General features: G+C 70.3%; 12 protein-coding genes. 5 read left to right on the forward strand and 7 right to left on the reverse strand.

Going from position 1 to position 21,092, the window contains the following annotated elements; all coding sequences use genetic code 11:
* Positions 1 to 82: 82 nt before the first annotated feature.
* Both ACN28C_RS06960 and ACN28C_RS06965 read left to right on the forward strand, forming a co-directional pair.
* Positions 83 to 6,691, forward strand: a complete 6,609-nt coding sequence (locus ACN28C_RS06960) for a polymorphic toxin-type HINT domain-containing protein (protein ID WP_422772727.1) — start codon at positions 83 to 85, stop codon at positions 6,689 to 6,691.
* 131 nt (positions 6,692 to 6,822) lie between these two features.
* Positions 6,823 to 7,104 carry a hypothetical protein gene (locus ACN28C_RS06965; RefSeq protein ID WP_422772728.1) on the forward strand — a complete coding sequence of 94 codons (282 nt, stop codon included), beginning with the start codon at positions 6,823 to 6,825 and terminating at the stop codon, positions 7,102 to 7,104.
* Between the two features lie 150 nt (positions 7,105 to 7,254).
* Here the strand turns inward: ACN28C_RS06965 and ACN28C_RS06970 are convergent, their stop codons facing one another.
* Entirely contained in the window at positions 7,255 to 8,241 is a 987-nt protein-coding gene (locus ACN28C_RS06970; RefSeq protein ID WP_422772729.1) for a LacI family DNA-binding transcriptional regulator, read from the reverse strand.
* Between the two features lie 255 nt (positions 8,242 to 8,496).
* Here ACN28C_RS06970 and ACN28C_RS06975 point away from each other — a divergent pair, with 255 nt between their 5' ends.
* Complete coding sequence (locus ACN28C_RS06975; RefSeq protein WP_422772730.1) at positions 8,497 to 9,924, forward strand: glycoside hydrolase family 43 protein; 1,428 nt, start codon at positions 8,497 to 8,499, stop codon at positions 9,922 to 9,924.
* Between the two features lie 89 nt (positions 9,925 to 10,013).
* Here ACN28C_RS06975 and ACN28C_RS06980 read toward each other — a convergent pair whose 3' ends face one another.
* The 6 genes from ACN28C_RS06980 to ACN28C_RS07005 form a co-directional block, all read right to left on the reverse strand.
* Positions 10,014 to 10,181 carry a hypothetical protein gene (locus tag ACN28C_RS06980; RefSeq protein ID WP_422772731.1) on the reverse strand — a complete coding sequence of 56 codons (168 nt, stop codon included), beginning with the start codon at positions 10,179 to 10,181 and terminating at the stop codon, positions 10,014 to 10,016.
* A gap of 195 nt (positions 10,182 to 10,376) precedes the next feature.
* Entirely contained in the window at positions 10,377 to 13,250 is a 2,874-nt protein-coding gene (locus ACN28C_RS06985) for an ATP-binding protein (RefSeq protein ID WP_422772732.1), read from the reverse strand.
* 168 nt (positions 13,251 to 13,418) lie between these two features.
* Positions 13,419 to 15,539 (reverse strand): xanthine dehydrogenase family protein molybdopterin-binding subunit, encoded by a 2,121-nt coding sequence (locus ACN28C_RS06990; protein WP_422772733.1) that lies wholly within the window; start codon positions 15,537 to 15,539, stop codon positions 13,419 to 13,421.
* Positions 15,536 to 16,540, reverse strand: coding sequence for an FAD binding domain-containing protein (locus ACN28C_RS06995; protein ID WP_422772734.1), 1,005 nt, complete (start codon positions 16,538 to 16,540; stop codon positions 15,536 to 15,538). Before ACN28C_RS06995 ends, ACN28C_RS06990 begins: the two co-directional genes overlap by 4 nt.
* On the reverse strand, positions 16,537 to 17,079 hold the full coding sequence (locus ACN28C_RS07000) for a 2Fe-2S iron-sulfur cluster-binding protein (protein WP_422772735.1): 543 nt from the start codon (positions 17,077 to 17,079) through the stop codon (positions 16,537 to 16,539). The genes ACN28C_RS06995 and ACN28C_RS07000 overlap by 4 nt, the downstream gene beginning before the upstream one ends.
* 93 nt (positions 17,080 to 17,172) lie before the next feature.
* Entirely contained in the window at positions 17,173 to 17,919 is a 747-nt protein-coding gene (locus ACN28C_RS07005) for a PP2C family protein-serine/threonine phosphatase (RefSeq protein WP_422772736.1), read from the reverse strand.
* A gap of 63 nt (positions 17,920 to 17,982) precedes the next feature.
* Between ACN28C_RS07005 and ACN28C_RS07010 the strand changes: the two genes are divergently transcribed.
* Both ACN28C_RS07010 and ACN28C_RS07015 read left to right on the forward strand, forming a co-directional pair.
* Positions 17,983 to 18,957, forward strand: a complete 975-nt coding sequence (locus ACN28C_RS07010; protein WP_422772737.1) for an AAA family ATPase — start codon at positions 17,983 to 17,985, stop codon at positions 18,955 to 18,957.
* A 302-nt stretch (positions 18,958 to 19,259) separates the two neighbouring features.
* Positions 19,260 to 21,092, forward strand: coding sequence for an SCO2524 family protein (locus ACN28C_RS07015; RefSeq protein ID WP_422772738.1), 1,833 nt, complete (start codon positions 19,260 to 19,262; stop codon positions 21,090 to 21,092).

Consider the following 21,092-nt stretch of genomic DNA (forward strand, 5'->3'; position numbering starts at 1 on the left):
CGCAGGCATCCTGCACGCACCGCCCGCTCACGCCGAGCCAGCCGACGACCGGACGCCATGGTCGGCGACACCCGTACCAACGGTGCCCACCACCAAGGTCAAGCCCAACCCGGTACCCGCCTCCAAGCGAGGCCCGATGGCGGGCGACAAACCGGCACCTGCGTGGCCCTCCGCCGGCACCGCCGTTGTCGACCTGGCCACCGCCCGCCGAGTCGGTGAACCGCAACAGGCAGGCGGCCTGCCGATCCGCGTGGCGGCACCGGAAACGGCGCGTCAGGCCACCGCCGCAGTTCCTGAGAAGATCCGGGTCGAGGTCCTCGACCGGGCGGCGACCGACCGAGCATCGGTTCAGGGCCTGCTGATGCGTGTCGCCCGCGCCGACGGAGTCACCACCGTCGGACACGCCGACTTCACGGTCGACTACCGTCCGTTCGCGACCGCATTCGGCGGTGACTGGGCCAGCCGGCTGCGCCTTCTCTCCCTTCCTCCGTGCGCGCTGACCACACCCTGGGACAAGGGGTGTGTCGGTACGTCGCTGCCGTCGCGGAACAATGTCGCCGCCCGAACGGTGGCGGCGACCGTGCCGGTCACCGCCACCGACACCCTCCTCGCCCTCTCGGCGGCGCCGTCCGGTCCCGCCGGCGATTACTCCGCCACGTCTCTGCAAGCCTCCTCAACCTGGACGGCGGGAGGGAACTCCGGAGCGTTCACCTGGTCGTATCCGATGCGGACCCCGCCAGCACCCGGCGGCACCGCTCCGGTCGTCGCCCTGAGCTACTCGTCCCAGTCGGTCGACGGCCGGCACGCCGCCTCGAACAACCAGCCCTCCTGGATCGGAGAGGGATTCGAGATTGATTCGGGCGGCTTCATCGAGCGCCGTTACAAAGCCTGCGCCCAGGACATCAGGGACGTGTCGAACCCCTCGGCAAACAACGACCGTAAGACCGGCGACCTGTGCTGGGAGACCGACAACGCCATCCTCTCCCTCAACGGGGTTTCCGGCGAACTCATCTACAACGCAAGCGAGGGACGCTGGCACCTGCGCAGCGACGACGGATCCCGGATCCGGCGCGAGACCGGCGCCAGCAACGGCGACAACAACGGCGAACACTGGGTCGTCACCGCCCCCGACGGCGTGCAGTACTGGTTCGGCCTCAACCGGCTACCGGGCTGGACGACCGACAAGCCGGTGACGAACTCCACCCTGACCGTCCCCGTCTTCGGCAACGAGCCCAACGAGCCCTGCCACGCGAGCGCGTTCGCCGACTCGGACTGCGTGCAGGCCTGGCGGTGGAACCTGGACTACGTCGTCGACCCCTCCGGGAACTCGATTTCCTACTGGTACAAGCAGGAGTCGAACAAGTACGGACGCAACTTCGACCCCGACGACGACGCCACCTACCACCGCGGCGGGTGGCTCGACCGGATCGACTACGGCACTCGCCAGGTCAACGGCGTCGACTCCGTACACACCACCCCCGCTCCGCTGCGGGTCGACTTCCAGGAGGCCGACCGCTGCCTGAGCAGCTGCGGCACCCACAACGAGGTCCGCTGGCCGGATACTCCCTGGGACCAGGAATGCTCCGGCGCATCATGCACCGACGACCTGCAGCCCACCTTCTGGTCCACCAAGCGCCTGTCGACGGTGACCACCCAGGTCCGGCAGGGCAGCGGCTACACCAACGTCGAACGGTGGACCCTCACCCACTCGTTCCCCGACCCTGGTGACGGCACCCGAGCCGGCCTCTGGCTCGACAAGATCTCCCACGCCGGGCTCGTCGGCGGCACCACCACCGTGCCCGACATCGAGTTCACCTGGGTACAGCTGGCGAACCGGGTCGACGCCACCGGAGACTTCGCCGCCGCGATGAACTGGATGCGGATCACCAGGATCCGCAACGAAACCGGCGGGACGATCAGCGTCAACTACTCGGCCGAAGACTGCAAAGCCGGGCAACCCATGCCGACACCACACACCAACACCCGCCGCTGCTACCCCGTGATCTGGGAACCAGAGGGTTACCAGAGCCCGGTCACCGACGACTGGTTCCACAAATACGTCGTCACCAGCATCTACGAACAGGACAACACGGGCGGCACCCCACCCCAGGGCAGCCCTCGAGTCGTCTACCGGTACGACTATCTCGACGGCGCCGCCTGGCACTACACCGACGACGACGGCCTTATCGACAAGAAATACAAGACCTGGTCCGACTACCGGGGCTACGGCAAAGTCGCCGTCACCGTCGGCGATCCCGGCGAACAGACCTACACCGAAATCCGCTACTTCCGCGGCATGTACGGCGACCGCGCCGCACCCAGCGGCGGCACCCGTACGACCAAAATCGACGGCATCAACGACGAAGACTGGTACGCCGGCATGACCCGGGAGACCAAGGTCTTCAACGGCCCGACAGGCCCCGTCGTCTCACGCGAGACGAACGTCCCCTGGCCGTCACCGGCGACCGCCACCCGCACCATCAACGGCGACACCGTCACCGCCCGATACAACCGGGTCGCCACCGTACAGAAGTTCACCGTCCTGGACGCCGGACGTGGCGAACGATCCACCACGACCACCACCGGATACGACAGCTACGGCATGGCCACCAGCATCGACAACCTCGGCCAGGACGGCGTTCCCGGCGACGAACAATGCACCAAGTACGACTACACCCCCCGCAACACGGACAGCTGGATGATGGACCGCGTTCACCGCGTCCAGCTTTACGCGACCCAATGCTCCGCCACCACCGGCACCCTCAGCGACGACGACGTCATGGGCGAGGCCCGAACCTTCTACGACAACCACGAGTTCGAGGTGGCACCATCCCGGGGCCTGGTGACCCGTACCGACGAAATGACAGCCTGGAACGCTGGCGCACCAACCTTCGCCACCAAGGGCCGCGCCGTCCACGACGTCCACGGCCGGACGACCTCGTCATGGGACGCCATGAACTATGAGACGAAGACGGAGTACACCCCGGCAGCCGACGGCCCGGTCACCGCGACCAAGATCACCAACCCGATGGCGCACGCCACCACGACGACCATCAACCCGGCGTGGGGCCACTCGACAACGATCGTCGACCCGAACAGCAAGCGCACCGACTTCGCCTACGACGGCCTCGGCCGCCTCACCGCCGTCTGGCTGCCCGGCAGAACCAAGGGCACGGACAGCGCGAACGCCACCTTCGGCTATCACCTCAGTACTACCGCCGCCACCGCCGTGTCCACCTCACGGCTCAACGCCGCAGGCAACTACATCACCACATACAACCTCTACGACGGCCTGCTGCGGGCCCGGCAGACCCAGAACACCTCCCCGTCCGGCGGACGGCTGCTCACCGACACGTTCTACGACACCGCCGGCCGGGAAGTCCTCACCTACAGTCCTTACCACGCACTCGGGACCGCCGGCACAACGTTGGAGACGGCCACCGAAAACGACAAGGTGCCGACCCAGAACCGCAACGACTACGACGGTCTGAGCCGCGTCACCGCCGCGATCTTCCAGCCCTACGGTGTCGAACGGTGGCGCACCAGCACCTACCACGCCGGAGACCGTATCGACTCCACACCCCCTAACGGCGGCACCGCCCTTTCCATGATCGTCGATGTCCACGGCCGCACCAGCCACCTACGGCAATACCACGGCCCGACCCCGACCCCGGCCACCAACGGCAGTTGGGACACCACCGCCTACGCCTTCGACCGCAAGGGTCAACTCACCGAGGTCTCGGATCCCGCCGGCAACAAGTGGACCTACAAGTACGACATCCGCGGACGGCAAACGGAGATCAACGACCCCGACAAGGGTCGGACCACGCTCACCTACGACAACGCGGGCAGGATCACCACCAGCACTGACGCCGAGGGCAACAAGCTCGCCTACCTGTACGACCAACTCAACCGCAAGCGGGCGGTGTTCGAAAACCAGGTCGGCGGCCCGACACGCGCGCAATGGATCTACGACACCCTCGCCAAGGGACACCTCACACAGTCCACGAGACTGATCGGCTCCGCTCTCTACGCGGTCAAGGTCACCGGCTACACCGACACCTACGAGCCCGAGGGCACCCAGGTCGTCATCCCGGCAACGGAAACCGGCCTCGCCGGCACCTACACCTTCGACAACACCTGGAACATCGACGGCTCCCCGGCAGCACTCACCATGCCCGGCACCAACAGCGACCTACCCGCGGAAACCCTCAGCTACGGCTACACCGACCTGGGGCTGCCCAGCACCCTGCACACGCTCTACGGCAATCTCAACGCCAGCTACGTCACCCGCACCGACTACAACGCCCTCGGCCAGACCGACCAAGTCATCCTGCACACCGGAACCGGAGGCCGCGTCGAACAGGCCTTCAACCGCGAACTCGAAACCGGCCGGCTCACCGGAATCCTCACCAACCGCGACTCGGCGAGCCCACACGGACTGGCCGACGTCCGCTACAGCTACGATCCCGCGGGCAACATCACCCAGATCAAAGACACCACACCCGACCCGACCGACGACACCCAGTGCTTCCAGTACGACCACCACCGACGGCTACGCCACGCCTGGACACCAGCGAGCGGTACCTGCGCTACGCCGGACGCGAACACGCTCGGCGGCCCTGCCCCCTACTGGCACGAGTGGACCTACGACAAGGTCGGTAACCGGCAGACCCAGGTTGTGCACGGCCCGTCCGGAAACGCCACCACCACATACCACTACCCCCCAGCGGGCAGTCCACAACCACACACCCTCACCTCCACCAGCGGCGCCGCAACCGGCAGCTACACCTACGACGCCACCGGCAACACCCGCACACGACCCAGCTCTACGGGCGCTCAAACCCTGACGTGGGACCCGGAGGGCCACGTCGAGACCAGCACCGATGACACCGGCGAAACCCGCTACATCTACGACGCAGACGGCAACCGCCTCATCCGCCGGGATCCGACCGGCAAGACGCTCTACCTGCCCGGTCAGGAAATTCGCCACACCTATGCCACCAACGCCAATGTCTGCACCCGCTACTACACACACGGCGGCGCCATCGTCGCATCCCGTACCAACGGTGAACTCAGCTGGCTCACCTCAGACCCACAAGGCACCGCCCAGGTCGCGGTAACCGCGATCACCCAAACCCCGACAGTACGCCGACAGCTCCCATTCGGCTCGCCGCGAGGAGCAGACCCCGCCTGGCCGAACGACAAGGGATTCGTCGGTGGCACCCGCGACAACACCGGTCTGACCCACCTCGGCGCCCGAGAATACGACCCACAGATCGGCCGGTTCATCTCCGTCGACCCGATCATGGATCTCACCGACTCCCAGCAGATCCACGGCTACACCTACGCCAACAACAACCCCGTCACCCTGTCCGACCCCGACGGTCTCGACCCCGGCGGCGGTCAGGCCTGCGACAACGGCCACTGCTCACCCACCTGGGGAGCGGACGTCGGTCAGTCGACGGGCGGCGGCTCTACTGGATCCGGCGGAACAGCCAGCCAAGGCTCAAGCAGCATCTCCGGAGCCGACCGCAACATCGAAGAGATACGAGAGCGCAACAAGCAACTGTTCCTGGAAACCTTCAGTGGGGACAACCCCTTCTGCCAGGCCCCTGGCAAGGCGTCACGCTGCGCAACCGCCCGCAACGCGGTGAAGAGTGGAGTCGACCCGTACAACGAGTGGGTCAAACTGATGTGCGGTGACGGGCCCGGCAACACCATCTGCATGAACGAGCTCGGCTACCGGTGGAACTGCGGCATGTCCCCCTGCCCGGCTCTACTCACCGAAGGCGGCGAGATCCTGGCCGCCGTAGCCGGTGGCGTCGAGGCCATGGGAGGCCGTGGCCTTATCGGAGGACTGAAAAACCTTCCCAAAGGCGCCGCCATCCTCGCCCGTCTGAAAGCCCTCGCCGCAGGCCAGGGCAAGGGGGGAATCGGGGACGCCAACGCCTTCGGCTACAAGGCAGGCACCGCCTTCTGCAGCTTCAGCGGTGACACCCAAGTCCTCATGGCAGACGGCCGCACCAAACCAATCAGCGAGATCGAACTCGGCGACGAAGTCTTCGCGACCGATCCCGAAACCGGTGAGGAGGGCGCTCGGGAAGTCACGAAACTGTGGATTCACGATGACGACGTCGTCGGCCTTGAAGTGAGCGGCGCCACCCTCACCACGACCGAGGACCACCCCTTCTGGAACGAAACCGACCATGAGTGGCAACGAGCGGACGCCCTCGACCCTGGCGACCAGCTACTGGCGGCGGACGGAACCCCCGCCGTGGTCGGGCCAATAGCCGACCGCAACACGACCGAGACCGTCTACAACCTCACCGTAGCCGCCATACACACGTACTATGTACTCGCCGGCAACACGCCGGTACTCGTACACAACACAGGGTGCGGTCCGACGGCGCGGTTCGAGGTCGACTCAAGCGGTGTCGCAACCGATCTAAAGCCGCTCGGCCGGGGTTCTACTGGACGTACGACTCCGAATAACCTGACCGAGCAGATGGCGATGCACGAGGCGGTGTCCAACCCGGCGGCTGGTAGGCAGCTTCGCATTACCATGACTGATCCGCGATGGCTGTCTCAGGATGGTTGGGTGAAGATGTCGAACAATGTTAATGGTGTTGAGATTCACTATGTTAGGAATATGGTTACTGGGCAAGTAGATGACTTCAAGTTCAAGTGACGGGCAGTTGGATGATCGTCAGATGTCGCACCAACAAAGGATACTCGCTGCCCTCGGATTACCAGGGCCTCTACTTCACGGAGCGTACCCGATTTGACATAACGCCAGGTCAAAGCTATCGCGTCTACGAGATGGCGCTGTTCAACTCGGGGCTCACTGTGCTATTAGTGGACGACAAGCGGCAACCCAATTGGTATCCGATGGAGTTGTTCGAAGTGGAAGAGGGAGCCCTGCCTGCCAACTGGACTTTCGCCTTACGTAATGGGGGTCAAGCTGGAACTCAAGCCGTTTGGGGTCATCCTCGACTCGTAAACGACTCAGCCTTGGATGAGTCGCTTGCAGATCAGGATTCTGATGCACAGGTGATTTTCTGGCGGGATGTCGCTGTCCCTGAGGGCGTGGAGTCCGAATAGAGCAGCCGAAAGTCTGCTGTGCTGGCGCCGAAGGGTCCCATCAGGGGCGGCAGGCTCTTCGCGGCGGAGACGTGCGCCACGTAGCGCTGATTAATCGAGAGGGGTGCGGAGCCTCTCCGCTGGTCCGTTGCAGCGGGGCAGCGGGACGGGTCACCGGTCGGGCGGTGGGGCGGTGCTGGCCCGTACGACCAGCGTGGTCGGCAACTCGACGCGGGTGTGGTCGAGGGTCTCACTGGCGGCGAGCGCGAGTAGGAGCCTCGCCGCGGCGGCGCCCATCGCGTCGAACGGCTGCCGGACGGTGGTCATGGGCGGTCCGCACCAGGAGGTGAACTCCAGGTCGTCGAAGCCGATCACGCTCAGCTCGTCGGGAATGGCGATGCCGGCCCGCCGGGCGGCCTCGTAGACGCCGAGCGCCTGCAGGTCGTTGCCGCAGAGGATCGCGGTGGGCCGGTCCGCCGTGCGGAGCAGGTCCTGCCCGAGCGCCAGTCCCTTCTCGAAGAAGAATTCGCCGCTGCGGACGAGCCGGTCGTCGAGCGGTATGCCGGCGGCGTCCATCGCGGCCCGGCAGGCCTCCAGCCGGGCGCGTGCGACCAGGGACTTGAGTGGCCCGGCGATGACGGCGATGCGTCGGTGCCCCAGTTCGAGCAGATGGCGGGCGGCGGCGACCCCGCCGCTCCAGTTTGCCGCGCCCACCGACGGGACCGTGTCCGGGGGCATCCCGGCCGGGTCGAGCGCGACCATCGGGATGCCGCTGGCGGTGAGCAGGGCGTGTTCCTGCGGTGCGAAGGACGAGTGTGTCGCGATCATCCCGACCGGCCGGCGCTGTAGCAACTGTTCGGCCCAGGGGCGTTCGGTGGAGGCCCGACTCAGCACGTCGGTGAAGCCCACCACGAGGTCCTGCCGGCGGACGACGCTCTCCACGCCTCGCATGATCGAGATGGCGAGGTGGCCCTCCAGGCCGAAGAAGACGACCTCGACGCTGGCTGCCGGTGCGGCCGAGTTCGGCCGGCGGTAGCCGTGCTCGCGGAGCAGGGCCTCCACCTGACGCCGGGTCTCCGACGCCACGCCCGACCTGCCGTTGAGCACCCTCGACACCGTCGGTGTCGAGACCCCGGCAAGGCGGGCGATCGCGGCCATCGTCGGTCTGCCTGGGCGCCTGCCACGCCGGCCGCCATCCGGGGGCTTGCCCGTCACGGCCGCAGTCTACCTCCTGGGCGATCGAAGGTTCGCTATCGCTTCCCCGCGCGGCGGCGGGCCCGGCGCTCTCGAGTGGATCCGCGCGACCGAGACTTCTGCCCGCCTCCTCACCGTCGCCCTCTCCGCCTGGCGGCCGGGCCGGGACACGGGCTTGCGGAGACGTGCCGACGACGCTATGTTAGCGCTCACATAGACGTGCGTCTCCACGTCGACAAGAAGGGTCACACCACCATGGCGCTAACCCGTCGACAGTTCACCCTGGGCGCCCTCGCCTCCACCGCGTTCACCGCGACCGGCCTGGCAGCCAGCCCTCGATCCGCCCTGGCCGCGCCGAACACCGCATACGCCATGACCTACTTCACCGAGTCACCGGACTTCACCGGTGCCGACTACGGCCTGCACCTCGCGGTGAGCCGGGACGGTCTCAACTGGACACCGCTGAACCAGAACAACCCGGTCGTCACGCCGACGGCGGGTGAGCGGGGCCTGCGGGACCCGTTCGTGTTCCGCAAGCAGGACGGCACCTTCGTGGTGGTCGCCACGGACCTCTCCGGCACCGATTTCAGTCGCACCAGCCAGTACCTGCACGTGTACGACTCGACAAACCTGAGCAGCTTCACCGGCTACCGCCGCCTCCGGATGCACACCTACGGCGACGTGCACACCTGGGCGCCGACGGTCTTCTGGGACGCGGCGCGCGGGCAGTACGGCATCGTCTACTCCGCCAACACCACCACGGATCTCTTCCTCGTCAACTACACGACCGACTTCCGCACCGTCAGCTCGCCGCAGACCTATTTCAGCCCGGGCTTCCCGGTGCTCGACGCCGACATCCACGTCGACGGCGGAACGACGTACCTGTACTACAAGAACCTCTCCAACGGAAACCTCTACGGCGCGCGGTCCAGCACCGGCGCACCGAACAGCTTCTCCACCTACACCGCCGGGCTGCGGCAGGGCAACGCCATCGAGGGGGCGCACCTGGTGCGGCGCAACGACGGCGGCGCATGGTGGCTCTGGGGCGACTCCTTCAGCCCTGTCAACAACGACATGTACCTCTGGTCCACCGGAAGCGTCTCCGGCGGTTCCTGGTCGGTGCTGAACCAGCGCGACTACACCCCGCCGCTGAACTCCAAGCACGGCTCGGTCGTCGGCATCACCGACAGCGAGCACAATGCCATGGTCAGTCGCTGGGGGACACCGAACTGGGTCCGGCTGAAGTCCTCCAACTTCCCCGACCGATTCGTGCGGCACGCGAGCAACATCGGGCGGATCGACCCGTACCCGTTCGAGCCTTACCAGGACCAGATGTGGCGGATGGTCGCCGGCCTCGCCGACTCGGCCGGGGTCTCCTTCGAGTCGGTGAACCTCCCCGGCTTTTACCTGCGGCACGCCGACTACGCGATTCGGCTCGACCGCAACGACAGCAGCTCGACCTTCCGGGCCGACGCCACCTTCCATCGCACCGCCGGGCTCGCGGACTCGGCCTGGAGCTCGTTCCGCTCCCACAACTTCCCGGACCGCTACCTGCGGCACAGCGGCTACGTCCTGCGCATCGACCCGCTCGGCGCGAGTTCCAGCGCCGCGGACCGGCAGGACGCCACCTTCCGCGTCACGTCCTGACCGCCACCACCGGGCCGGGCGGCGCCGCGCCGTCCGGCCCGGGGCAAAGACGCCCGCAGGTACGCGGAGACGCCCGCAGGTACGTGTTCTCAGGCACACATCTCCGGGTGCGTCGCGCACGGCGGTGGCGTCGGAATGGTGCAGCAGGCGAGGTCGCTGCGGGCGAGGGTCGCGGGTGCGATGCCGAGCACCAGCCCGAGCGCGATGCCGGCCAGCGGGTAGGCGATCAGCCGCAGCCGGCTCGTCACGGCGGTCATTCGATGCCTCCTGGAGGGTCGGGTTCAACCGGCGAGGTCAGGATGGGTTCGACCGGCGACGCCCAGGGTCGCAGAGCCCGGGGCGCGGACGGATCCGTGAAAATACCGAACCGGCTACCGCAACCGGCCGCGACGGATGCCTGCGGCACGCGTCCGTCCCGACCGGGCCGGCTCAGTCTGTGCCCGTCCGGGCGGCTACTCATCCGGCCGGTCGGCGAGGCGACGGGCCATCGCCGTACGCGACCGGACCTCCAGCTTGGCGAAGACGCGGGCCAGGTGCGACTCGACGGTCCGGCGGCTGAGGAAGAGCCGGGCGGCGATCTCCTTGTTGCTCAGGCCCGCCGTCACCAGCTCCGCGATTTCCCGCTCCCGGGCGGTGAGCGGCGCGCCGGCCGGGGCGCCGGCAGCCGGTCGCGCGGCCGGGGTCGGGGCCTCCCCGCGATGGCCGGCGAGCACCGCCGACATCCAGCTGGCGCCGCAGCTCGCGTACCCGTCCTCGGCGCGGTCGAACGCCTCGCGGCCCGGCCGGGTCTCGCCCGCGCCGAGGTGCGCGGCGCCCGCGAGGTGGTGTGCCAGGGCGACCTCCACCGGCGCGCCGGCCGCCGCGAAGCCGTCGGCCGCGCCGGCCGCCAGCGACACCGCCTCGCCGCAGCATCCGCGCCGGTACGCCGTGAACGCCCGCGCGAATCCGGCGAGCGCGTCCTCGTAGTCCAGGCCGGTGGCGGCGGCCCGCGCCCGGTCGCCGGACTCCTCCGCGGTCACGAGGTCTCCCGAACGGGCGGCGGCGAGCGCGGTGATCGCGTGGCGTGCCACCAGGGTCGGCGGATGCGTGGAGTGCGGGGTCACCGGGTCGGCCAGCAGATCCAGACCGTCGCTCCGGTGGCCGAGTGCGGCATGGACGAGGGCGAGTTCGACCCGGCTGGTCCGCCACCAGGCCCTGGAGCGGGGCGGGTCGGCGCCCGCGTCCGCGACGGCGAGCGCCTCGGCCGGCCCGGCGGTCCAGAGCAGCGGGCGCAGCCGGACCGCCGTCGCCATCGCGCGCATCTCCGCGCTGCTGGCCCGTTCGGCGGCGGCGACCGCCTCGTCGGCCGCCTCGACGGCCCGGGGCAGCCGCCCCGTGCGGGTGTGCAGCGCGGTCTCCATGACGAGCAGGTACGCCGAGGCGCTGCTCGGGCCCAGCGCGTCGAGGATCCGTCGGGCCCGGGCCAGGTGCCGGGCGGCGTCGGCGAGGTGGCCGAGCTGGATCTCGGTCAGCGCCAGCGGCGACATGATCTCGACGTAGCGGCGCAGGTCGGCATCGCCGATCGCATCCACCGTGCCGACCGCGTCCGCGAGATACCGCCGGGCGAGCGCGGCGTCCCCGCCGTAGAGCGTGCCGAGGGCCAGCAACGTCTGCGCCGTGGCGACCAGCACCGACCGGTCCCGGTCCAGCAACTCCAGGGCCCGTCTCGCGTGGTGCACGGCGGCGGCCGGATCCTCCCGGAACGCGTCGACAGCCGACAGCTCGACCCGCAGCTTGGCCTCGCCGAGCGGGTCGAGCCCGCCCCGGGCGAGCTGTACGCGCAGCGTCGCCGCCGCCTCGGCGTAGTCACCGAGCTGTCGGGCGACCGCCACACTGAAGGCCTCGGCCTGGACGCGGACCGGGCCGGCGGCGGAGCGGAGCTGTTGCAGCAGCTCCCGGCTGCGCTCCAGTTGACCGCTGCGGCCGAGGGCTCGGGCGTACCAGAGCGTGACGGTGCTGCGCCGGTCGTCGGGGACCGCGTCGTGCGGCATGATCCGCAACGCGGTGCCGAGCCACCGGGCGGCCTGGTCCGGGGCCTCGTGCGCGAAGGCGATCCCGGCCTCGACCAGGATGGCGGCGGCCACCCCGTCGCCGTACCGGGCGGACTGTTCGGTGTGGTAGGCCACGACCTGCCGGGATGCCCGCTGGCCGCGCAGGTAGGCGGCGATTCGGGTGTGCGCCTCGAAGCGCCAGGCCGGGCCGGTCAGCGTGTACGCGGCGGCGCGCATCAGCGGATGCCGGTACGCCAGCCGGGCCCCGTCGGCCCCGATCAGGCCCATCCGGCCGAGCTGGTCGACGGCGCGGGCCACCTCGGGCATCGGCAGCTCCGCCACGTGTGCGACCAGGTCGATGGTGGTGTGGTCACCGACGACGGCGGTGACGTGGGCGACCCGCTGCACCGGCTGCTCCTGCGCGGTGATCTCGGCGGCGAGCCCGGCCAGGATGTGGCGCTGCGAGCCGGCGAGCCAGCCGGGGTCGACCGGGCTGTGCTGCCGGGCGAGCCTCGACAGCTCGTCGAGGGTGCGGTCGGGGAGCCGGGAGAGCGCCTTGATGTACAAGGGATTGCCGAGGCTGGCGCGCCGGATCAGCTCGCGCCGGCGCCGGGGTACGCCGGTCAGCAGCGCATCCAGGTCGGCCGGCTCCAGCGGTGGCAGGTCGATCGACATCGCCGCCGAGCCGAGTCGGCCGATGGCGTCCACCAGTCGTTCCGGCGCGCCCGTGCCCCGGAACGTTACCGCCAGCAGCAACGGGACCTGCGGCGGTTTCCGGACGAGCTGTTCGGTCAGTTCCAGGGAGGCCGAGTCGGCCCAGTGCACGTCGTCGAGGAGCAGCGCGACGCCGGGGGCGGTGGACCCGGCGAGCATCCGCCGGATGCCGGCGGCGACCCGAGGTCGGTCCACCGGCGACGCCCGGTCGCCGGATCCGGGCGAACCGGCGCCGATCGGCAGCGTGCCGGCGCCGATCGGCAGCGTGCCGGCGCCGATCGGCAGCGTGCCGGCGTTCGGCCGGGCGGTCAGCGGCTCCAGCATCTCCGCGTAGATTCCGAACGGCACCCCCTGCTCGAACTGGCTGGCCCGGCCGGAGCAGACCAGCAGTCCGGCGCCGGCCGCCCGGCGTTCGAGTTCCGCGAGTAGCCGGGTCTTGCCCAGCCCCGCCTCGCCGCAGATCTCGACGACCACGGACCGACCGTCCCGTAAGGTCGCCACCGCCGCGTCCAGCAATGCCAGCTCGGTGGCACGCCCCACCAGCTCCGGATCGTCGACACCGATCGCCCGGCCAGCCGTCATCCCCGCCTCCCCAGGAACCCGATCCCGCCGTTCCACCCGTCTTCGGGGCCGGCGGACCCGTGGATGGGCAGCGGTCGAGGATCTGTCGGGAAGCCGACCGGCCGGTGGGTGGCGGCTGCCGGAGGACTCCCCGGAAGGGAGTCTTCCAGCCGCAGCCATCGGCCACTGTCAACTAGTGGCCCGATCGGCCGGCAGCCGGTCCACCAGCTTGTCGAGCTGGATCGGCAGGGTGCGTAGCCGCAGCCCGGTGGCGTGGTGGACGGCGTTCGCCACCGCCGCCGCCGAGCCGACGATGCCGATCTCACCGAGCCCCTTCACCCCGAGCGGGTTGACCCGGTCGTCCTCCTCCGGCACCCAGTGCGCCTCGATCTGCTCCACGTCGGCGCAGGCGGTGATGTGGTAGGTGGCGAGGTCGTGGTTGACCCAGTCGCCGAACCGCTGGTCCAGCAGCCCTTCCTCGTGCAGCGCCATGGAGATTCCCATGGTCATCCCGCCGATCAACTGGGACCGGGCGGTGGTCGGGTTCACCACCCGGCCGGTGGCGAAGACCCCGAGCATCCGGCCGATCCGAATCTCGCCGGAGTCGATATCCACCCGAGCCTCCACGAAGTGCGCACCAAAGGCGTACCGGGCGAGCCGGGGGAGCGATCCGGCCTCCTCGGCGGTGTCCACCCGTACCGTCAGCCCGTCCGGCGGTGGGGTGCCGCCGTGCGCCTCCCGGAGCTGTCGGCGCAGGCTCCGGCAGGCCCGGTCCACCGCCAGACCCCAGCCGGCGGTGCCGGTCGAGCCGCCGGCGACGGCGGCCGGCGGGAGGTCGCTGTCCCCGATGCTGATTCCGACCCGGTCGCCCGGCACCTCCAGGGCCTCGGCGGCGATCTGCCAGAGCGCGGTCCGCGCGCCGGTCCCGATGTCGGTGGCGTTGATCCTCACCTGGTACGTCCCGTCCGGGCCGGCCGCCGCCTCGGCCGACGCGCCCGGGGTCCGGGCCGGGTAGACCGCGCTGGCCATCCCGGTGCCGACCAGCCAGCGCCCCTGCCGCCGGATTCCCGGCGCGGGATCGCGTTCCGCCCAGCCGAACCGCCGGGCCCCGTCCCGCAGGCAGGCCACCAGGTTCCGGCTGCTGAACGGGATGCCCTCCTCAGGCTCGACCTCGGTGTCGTTGCGGATCCGCAGCTCCACCGGGTCGACGCCGCAGGCCACCGCCAGCTCGTCCATCGCACACTCCAGTGCGAACGAGCCCGGGCACTCGCCCGGCGCCCGCATCCAGGACGGGGTCGGCACGTCGAGCCGGACCAGCCGGTGCGTGGTCCGGCGGTGCGGCGCCGAGTAGAGCGACCGGGTCAGCACGGCGGTCTGCTCGGCGAACTCGATCCGGGTGGAGGTCTGGCTGATCGCGTCGTGGCAGATCGCCGAGAGCCGGCCGTCGGCGTCGGCGCCGAGCCGGACCCGCTGGATGATCGGGGTGCGGTAGCCGATCGGCCCGAAGAGCTGCTGCCGGGTGAGCGCCAACCGCACCGGCCGGCCGACCTGCCGGGCGGCCATCGCGGCCAGCACCGGGGTGCAGCGCGGGCTGCCCTTGCTGCCGAAGCCGCCCCCGACGTGCTCGGCGGTGACCCGGACCGCCTCCGGCGGCAACGCGAAGAGCCGGCACAGGGCGGCCCGGACGTCGGTGGTGCCCTGGCTGGAGTCGTGTACCAGCAGCCGGCCCTCCGCCCACCACGCCGTCGCGGCGTGCGGCTCCATCGGGTTGTTGTGGTAGGCCGGCGTCCGGTACGTCTGGTCGAGCCGCACCTCGGCGGCGGCGTAACCGGCGTCGAAGTCGCCGACGCTGGTGTCGGTGGGGTACGCCGGGTTGACGTGGTCCGGCTTGTAGAGGCTCGGATGCCGCTCGGTCAGGACGCTGCTGTGCGGCTCGCTGTCGTAGTCGATCCGGAGCAGCCCGGCACCCTCCCGGGCCGCCTCCAGCGACTCGGCCACCACCAGCGCCACGATCTCGCCCCGGTAGCGCACCAGCGGCTGCTGGAGCAGCAGCAGTTCCGGGCTCTCCGCCGGGTCCAGCCGGGGCGCGTTCTCGTGCGTCAGCACCGCCAGCACCCCCGGCTCGGCCTCGGCCGCCCCGCTGTCGATCCGGACGATCCGCCCCTTCGCCACGCCGGCCTGCACCGCCCAGCCGTACGCGTGCGCCAGGCCGTCCGCCGGGTACTCGGCGGCGTACCGGGCGGCGCCGGTCACCTTCTCCCGGCCCTCCAGCCGGGGTCGTCCGCGGCCGACCGGCGCCGGTGCGCTCACCGGGCCTCCCCGGTGCTCGCCGACCCGACCAGCTCCACCAGGGTCCGCACGGTCAGGTTGCGGATCAGCGGCACCTTGAAGGCGTTGTGCGCCAGCGGCCGGGCGGCGGCGAGTTCCTCCTCGGCGGCGAGCCGGAACGTCTCCTCGGTGGCGGGCTGCCCGCGCAGCGCCGCCTCGGCGAGCCGGGGCCGCCAGGGCCGGTGCGCGACCGCGCCCCAGCCCAGCCGGACGTCCCGGACCAGCCTTCCGTCCAGGTCGATCGCTGCCGCGACCGAGCCGGCCGCGAAGGCGAACGAGGCCCGGTCCCGCGCCTTTCGGTACGCCGACCGGCGCGCGAAGGGCAGTCCCGGGATCCGTACCGCCGTGACCAGCCCACCCGGTGCCATCGTCGTCTCCTGGTCCGGCCGCTCCCCGGGCAGCCGGTGGAACCCGGCCAGCGGGATGTCCCGGGCGCCGGCCGGCTCCAGCACCTCCACCACGGCGTCGAGGGCGACCAGGGCGACCGCCATGTCCGACGGGTGGGTCGCCACGCACTGTGGCGACCAGCCGAGGATGGCGAGGTCCCGGTTCTGCCCCTCCAGCGCCGAGCAGCCGGCACCGGGGTCGCGCTTGTTGCAGGGCCGGCTGACGTCCTGGAAGTAGTAGCAGCGGGTCCGTTGCAGCAGGTTGCCGCCGACGGTGGCCATGTTGCGCAGTTGCCCGCTCGCCCCGGCCAGCAGCGCCCGGGAGAGCACCGGGAAGTCCCGCCGCACCGTCGGGTGCACGGCCAGGTCGCTGTTGCGGACGGTGGCGCCGATCCGCAGGCCGCCGTCGGGGAGCGACTCGACCGAGTCCAGCGGCAACCGGGTGACGTCGACCAGCAGGCCGGGCCGGGCCACCCCCAGTTTCATCAGGTCGACCAGGTTCGTCCCGCCGCCCAGGTACGCCGCGTCCGGCTCGGCGGTCACCAGCGCCACGGCCTGGTCGGGGTCGCTGCCGCGCTCGTACCGGAAGCTCCTCACGGGACCCGCTCCACGGCGGCGGCCTCCCGGATCGCCGAGACGATGTGCGGGTACGCGGCGCAGCGGCAGAGGTTGCCGCTCATCCGCTCCCGGATCTCCGGGTCGGTGAGCCCGTCCGGGCCGGCGGCGAGGTCGGCGGTGACCGCGCTCGGCCAGCCCCGGCGCACCTCGTCGAGCATGCCGAGGGCCGAGCAGAGTTGTCCGGAGGTGCAGTAGCCGCACTGGAAGGCGTCGTGCTGGACGAAGCAGCTCTGCAACGGGTGCAACTCGTCGTCGCCGTCGCCGGTCAGGCCCTCGATGCTGACCAGGCTGGAGCCGTCCGCCGCCACGGCGAGGACGAGGCAGCTCTTCACCCGCCGGCCGTCGAGCAGCACCGTGCAGGATCCGCACTGGCCGTGGTCGCAGCCCTTCTTCGCGCCGGTCAGCCCCAGGTGTTCTCGGAGGGTGTCGAGCAGGGTTGTCCGGTTGTCGAGGTCGAGTTCGTACGGTCTGCCGTTGACCGACAGCCGCACGGGTGACCGGTGTGGTGCTGCCGTCACCACGGCCCCACCATGGGTGCGATTTGCGCCATATGTCGAGGTTACCGATCGCCGCCCCGGCTGCGGGCCCAATCGAGCCTTCCGGCAGTCCGCTCAACCCGCCGAGGTTGGCAACTCCGGTCCGGCCGCCGGGACGACGTCGGCCACCACCAGCGTGACGTTGTCCGGGGCGCCGGCCTGGTGCGCCAGCTTGACCAGTTGCTCCGCGCACTCCGGTCGGTCCGGATAACCGGCCAGTACCCCGGCGATGGCGTCGTCGTCCACCACGTCGGAGAGGCCGTCGCTGCAGACCAGCAGCCGGTCGCCGGCCTCGGCGATCAGCGCGACGGTGGCCGGCTCGATTGGGCCGCCCTGCACCGCGCGGGTGACCAGTGACCGCTGCGGGTGCCGTCGCGCCTCCTCGCGGGTCAGCCCGCCCTGGTCGACCAGGGCCTGTACGAAGGTGTCGTCCCTGGTGATCTGCGTCAACCTGCCGGCGCGGAACAGGTAGCCCCGGGAGTCGCCCACGTGCGCGACCCCGAGCCGGCGGCCGGTGAGCAGCATCGCGGTGACCGTGGTGCCCATCCCCTCCGTGGCCTGGTCGTCGTCGGTGACCGCCCGGATCCGGGCATTGGCGGTGGTGATCGCCGCCACCAGGGCGGCCAGCGGATCCGTCTCCGCCGACCGCTCCACCGGGGCCAGTCCGCTGATCACGATCTCGCTGGCCACCTCGCCGGCCGGCGCGCCGCCCATGCCGTCGGCGACGGCCACCAGCCGGCTTCCGGCGAACGCCACGTCCTCGTTGTTGGGCCGGACCAGACCCGGGTCGCTGACCGCCAGGCTGCGCAAGACAAAGCTCATACCGTGCAGCTTGCCCGGAGATCCACGCCTACGTCACTACGCACTACTGCGTAGGGTTGGCTCATGATGCCGGTCTCCATGGTCGGGCGCACCGGCGAGTTGGCCGAGTTCGCCACCGCCTGGGCCAGGGTGGCCGGCGGGCGTCCCCGCACCGGCCGGGTGGTGGTCACCGGTGGCGCCGGGGTGGGCAAGAGCCTGTTGATCAGTGCCGCCCTGGCCGACCTGGCGCCCCGGCCGGTGACCGTCCTCACCGGCACGGCCCGGGTGCACACCCCGGCACCGTACGACTGGCTGGCCGCGGTGCTCAGCGGCCGGGACACCGCCGGCCTGCCGTTGCCGCCGGACGCGCTGGCCTGGCTGGCGCAGCACCCGAACACCCCCCGGGAGCGGTACGCCCCCGACGCGCTGCTCCGGCTCGCCGTGCGTACCGTGCGGGCCCTGGTCGGTGCCGGCCCGGCGGTGCTGGTGGTGGAGGACCTGCACGCGCTCGACCCGGCCAGCCTCAACCTGGTCGGCGAACTCGCCGCCGCACCGGAGTTGCCGGCGCTGCTGGTGGTGGCGAGCCGGCCGGCGGAGACGGCGATCTCGCCGGGGCTGGTCGCCGCCACCCTGGCCCGGCTCTCCGGTGCGCCGGGCGCGGTCCGGCAGCATCTCGGCCCGCTGGGCCGGCCGGAGGTCGCCGCCGTGCTGGGTCAGGTCTATCCAGGACGCCCGGTGGCGCCGGAGGCCGTGGACGCGGTGTGGCGGCGAACCGGCGGCAACCCCTACCAGCTGGTCGAGTTGCTGGTCGCGGAGCACGGCGAGCACCTGTTCGACGAGGCGCCGGCCGCCGAGCTGACCGGACGGGAGATCGAGGTGCTCTCCTGCCTGGCCGCCGGCATGTCCAACAAGCAGGTGGCCCGCTCGCTCGGCATCTCGGTGCGTACGGTCACGGTGCACGTCTCCAACCTGCTCCGCAAAACCGGCTCGGCGTCGCGCACCGAGGCGGCGCTCTGGGCGGTACGCCGGCAGCTCGCCAGCCCGGTCCGGCCCGGCTGATCCGGGCGCCCACCGGTCGACGGTTCCGCCCGCCTTGACGCGTGCGCCATCATTGACAGATAGGCCCGGGACGCGAAGGGGGTGGCTGCGGTGAAACCTGTCGCCACTGTGGAAAGCCGAGCAGTCCGGCGTTGACCAGCATCTTCCTCTGATTCGCGGCCGGTCGTGAAGGCGGCTCACCACAACCGGTCGATCGCGTATCTATCATCGAACGCGCGCGGGAGCCGCGAGGCCTTCCCCGACACACAACAGAAGTGCCGCTCGACCTAACCGGTGTTTTCGCGGATGGTGGTGCACGATAGATGAGGATCCAGCCCCGTCAGGAGCTCCTGGAGATCTGGACGGCCACCGTCCGGTCGAGCTGGCAGGACGGAAAGTGGCAGTGGGGCGGGCGGGACGGCCCAAACTCGATCAGTGACGCCGAGCAGCTCCTCTGCATCCTGCTCCCGGCCACCCAGGCGAGCTTCGGACTGGACCGTCCGGACGAGACCGCAGAGGAAATGATCAGGGCCCTGCGCCCGCTCGGCACCGCCACCCAGATTCCACGGGTCATCATCCAGGTGCTCACGGAGTATTACCAGCGCTACACCGACAAATCCGGGACACCCGTATTCTCCGGCCGGACCTATTTCCAGACCGACGGCGAAGAGCCCTCGGAGCAGCAACTCGATCTCGACATCGTCGACTCGTTCGCCATGTCGATCACACTTTCCCTGGCCGCGATCGGTTTCGCCAAGGTCTTCCGCTCGGCGGTGCGCCGCGAGGAGATCCTGCGGGAGATCGACGATCTGGAGACCATGGCGAGCGTACGGCTCACCGCCGCCATGGTCGGGCTGTTGCGCAGCTTCGCGGTGAACGTCTTCGACGCCGACTCCGACGAGGGCCAGGCGCTCATCCGCACCCTCAACCAGGGCGACCTGCCACAGCGGCAGGTCGTCTCCCAGCTCCGCCGCCGGCTGCGGCAGACGATCGCGAGCTTCCGCGAGGTCATGATCGGTTCTGGGCAGGTGGCCGATCTGGACAGTCCGAACCGGCTCTTCGAGTGCGGCTGGTCCTGGGGCGTCGTCCGGGACGCCCCCGAGGTGGAGACGACCGAGCCGATCGGCCACCAGGTGTCGGGAATCGCGCCGGAGGAGCCCTACCTCTACTTCACCGTGATCGCCATCGACGCGATCGAGGAACTTTTCACCGAGCGGACCCGGATCCTGGGCCTGCTCAACGAGGAGCAGCAGCGGCTGTCCCGGGCACTCCAACTGCGGTGGGACCTGACCCGCGGCTACTGGGCCACCGTCGCCACCTTCGGCGACGGGCACCGCTGGCCGCTGGAGGACATCCCCTGGCGGACCACCGACCGGGACGCCTCCGACTACTACACCCTGCTGGTGACCTCGCTGGCGGTCAAGGGCCTGGTGATGGAGCGGGGCGCGGACGCCGAACTCAGCAGGGTCGGTGCGGTCCTGGAGGAGCTGGCCAACCGGGCACGGATCACCCGCCGTCCGTTCGACGTGGACCCGGCGCTCGCGCTGCACGCCCCCGGCGTACGGCTGACACTGCAGAACAGCGACAAGCTGGGCGGCCCGAGGCTGCGTTGGGCGGTCACCGAGTTCTCCGCCCTGCTGTTGCAGCGCACCGCGCTGATAGCCGGCCTGCTCAGCGACGCGGACCAGCGGGCGAAGCTGCTCGACCTGGCCGACCGGGTCTGGGACCATCTGGTCCTCCGCCGCCTCGAGCGCGGCAACGGCCGCAGCCTCTGGGACCAGCCGGCCCGGGCGTTCCGGCAGTTCGACGAATATCACGACTCGCCCTCGTGGTACTACACCGAACGCGTGGTGCAGTCCCTCGTCACCACCGCACGCATCCTGCGCCGACCGCCGGTGCCGAGCGAGCGGCTCACCCTGCACGCGCAGGACCTGCTCAACGAGGCCGAGCACCTCTACGACATGGAGCTGTTGACCGGGGCGGCCGAAGGGGGGCCGAGGATGCAGCAGACCCTCCAGGTGGTCCGGGTCAACCTGCGCCGCGCCCGGGACATCGTGCACGAGCGCCCCGGCACCGCGGCGGCGCTGACCAGCGCGGTGCTGCGCCAGTTGGACGAGCTGAGCGCGGCCCGCCGCGACGTCGCGGAGGCGGGCTGA

Source organism: Plantactinospora sp. WMMC1484, from assembly GCF_049315195.1.
Lineage (GTDB): Bacteria > Actinomycetota > Actinomycetes > Mycobacteriales > Micromonosporaceae > Plantactinospora.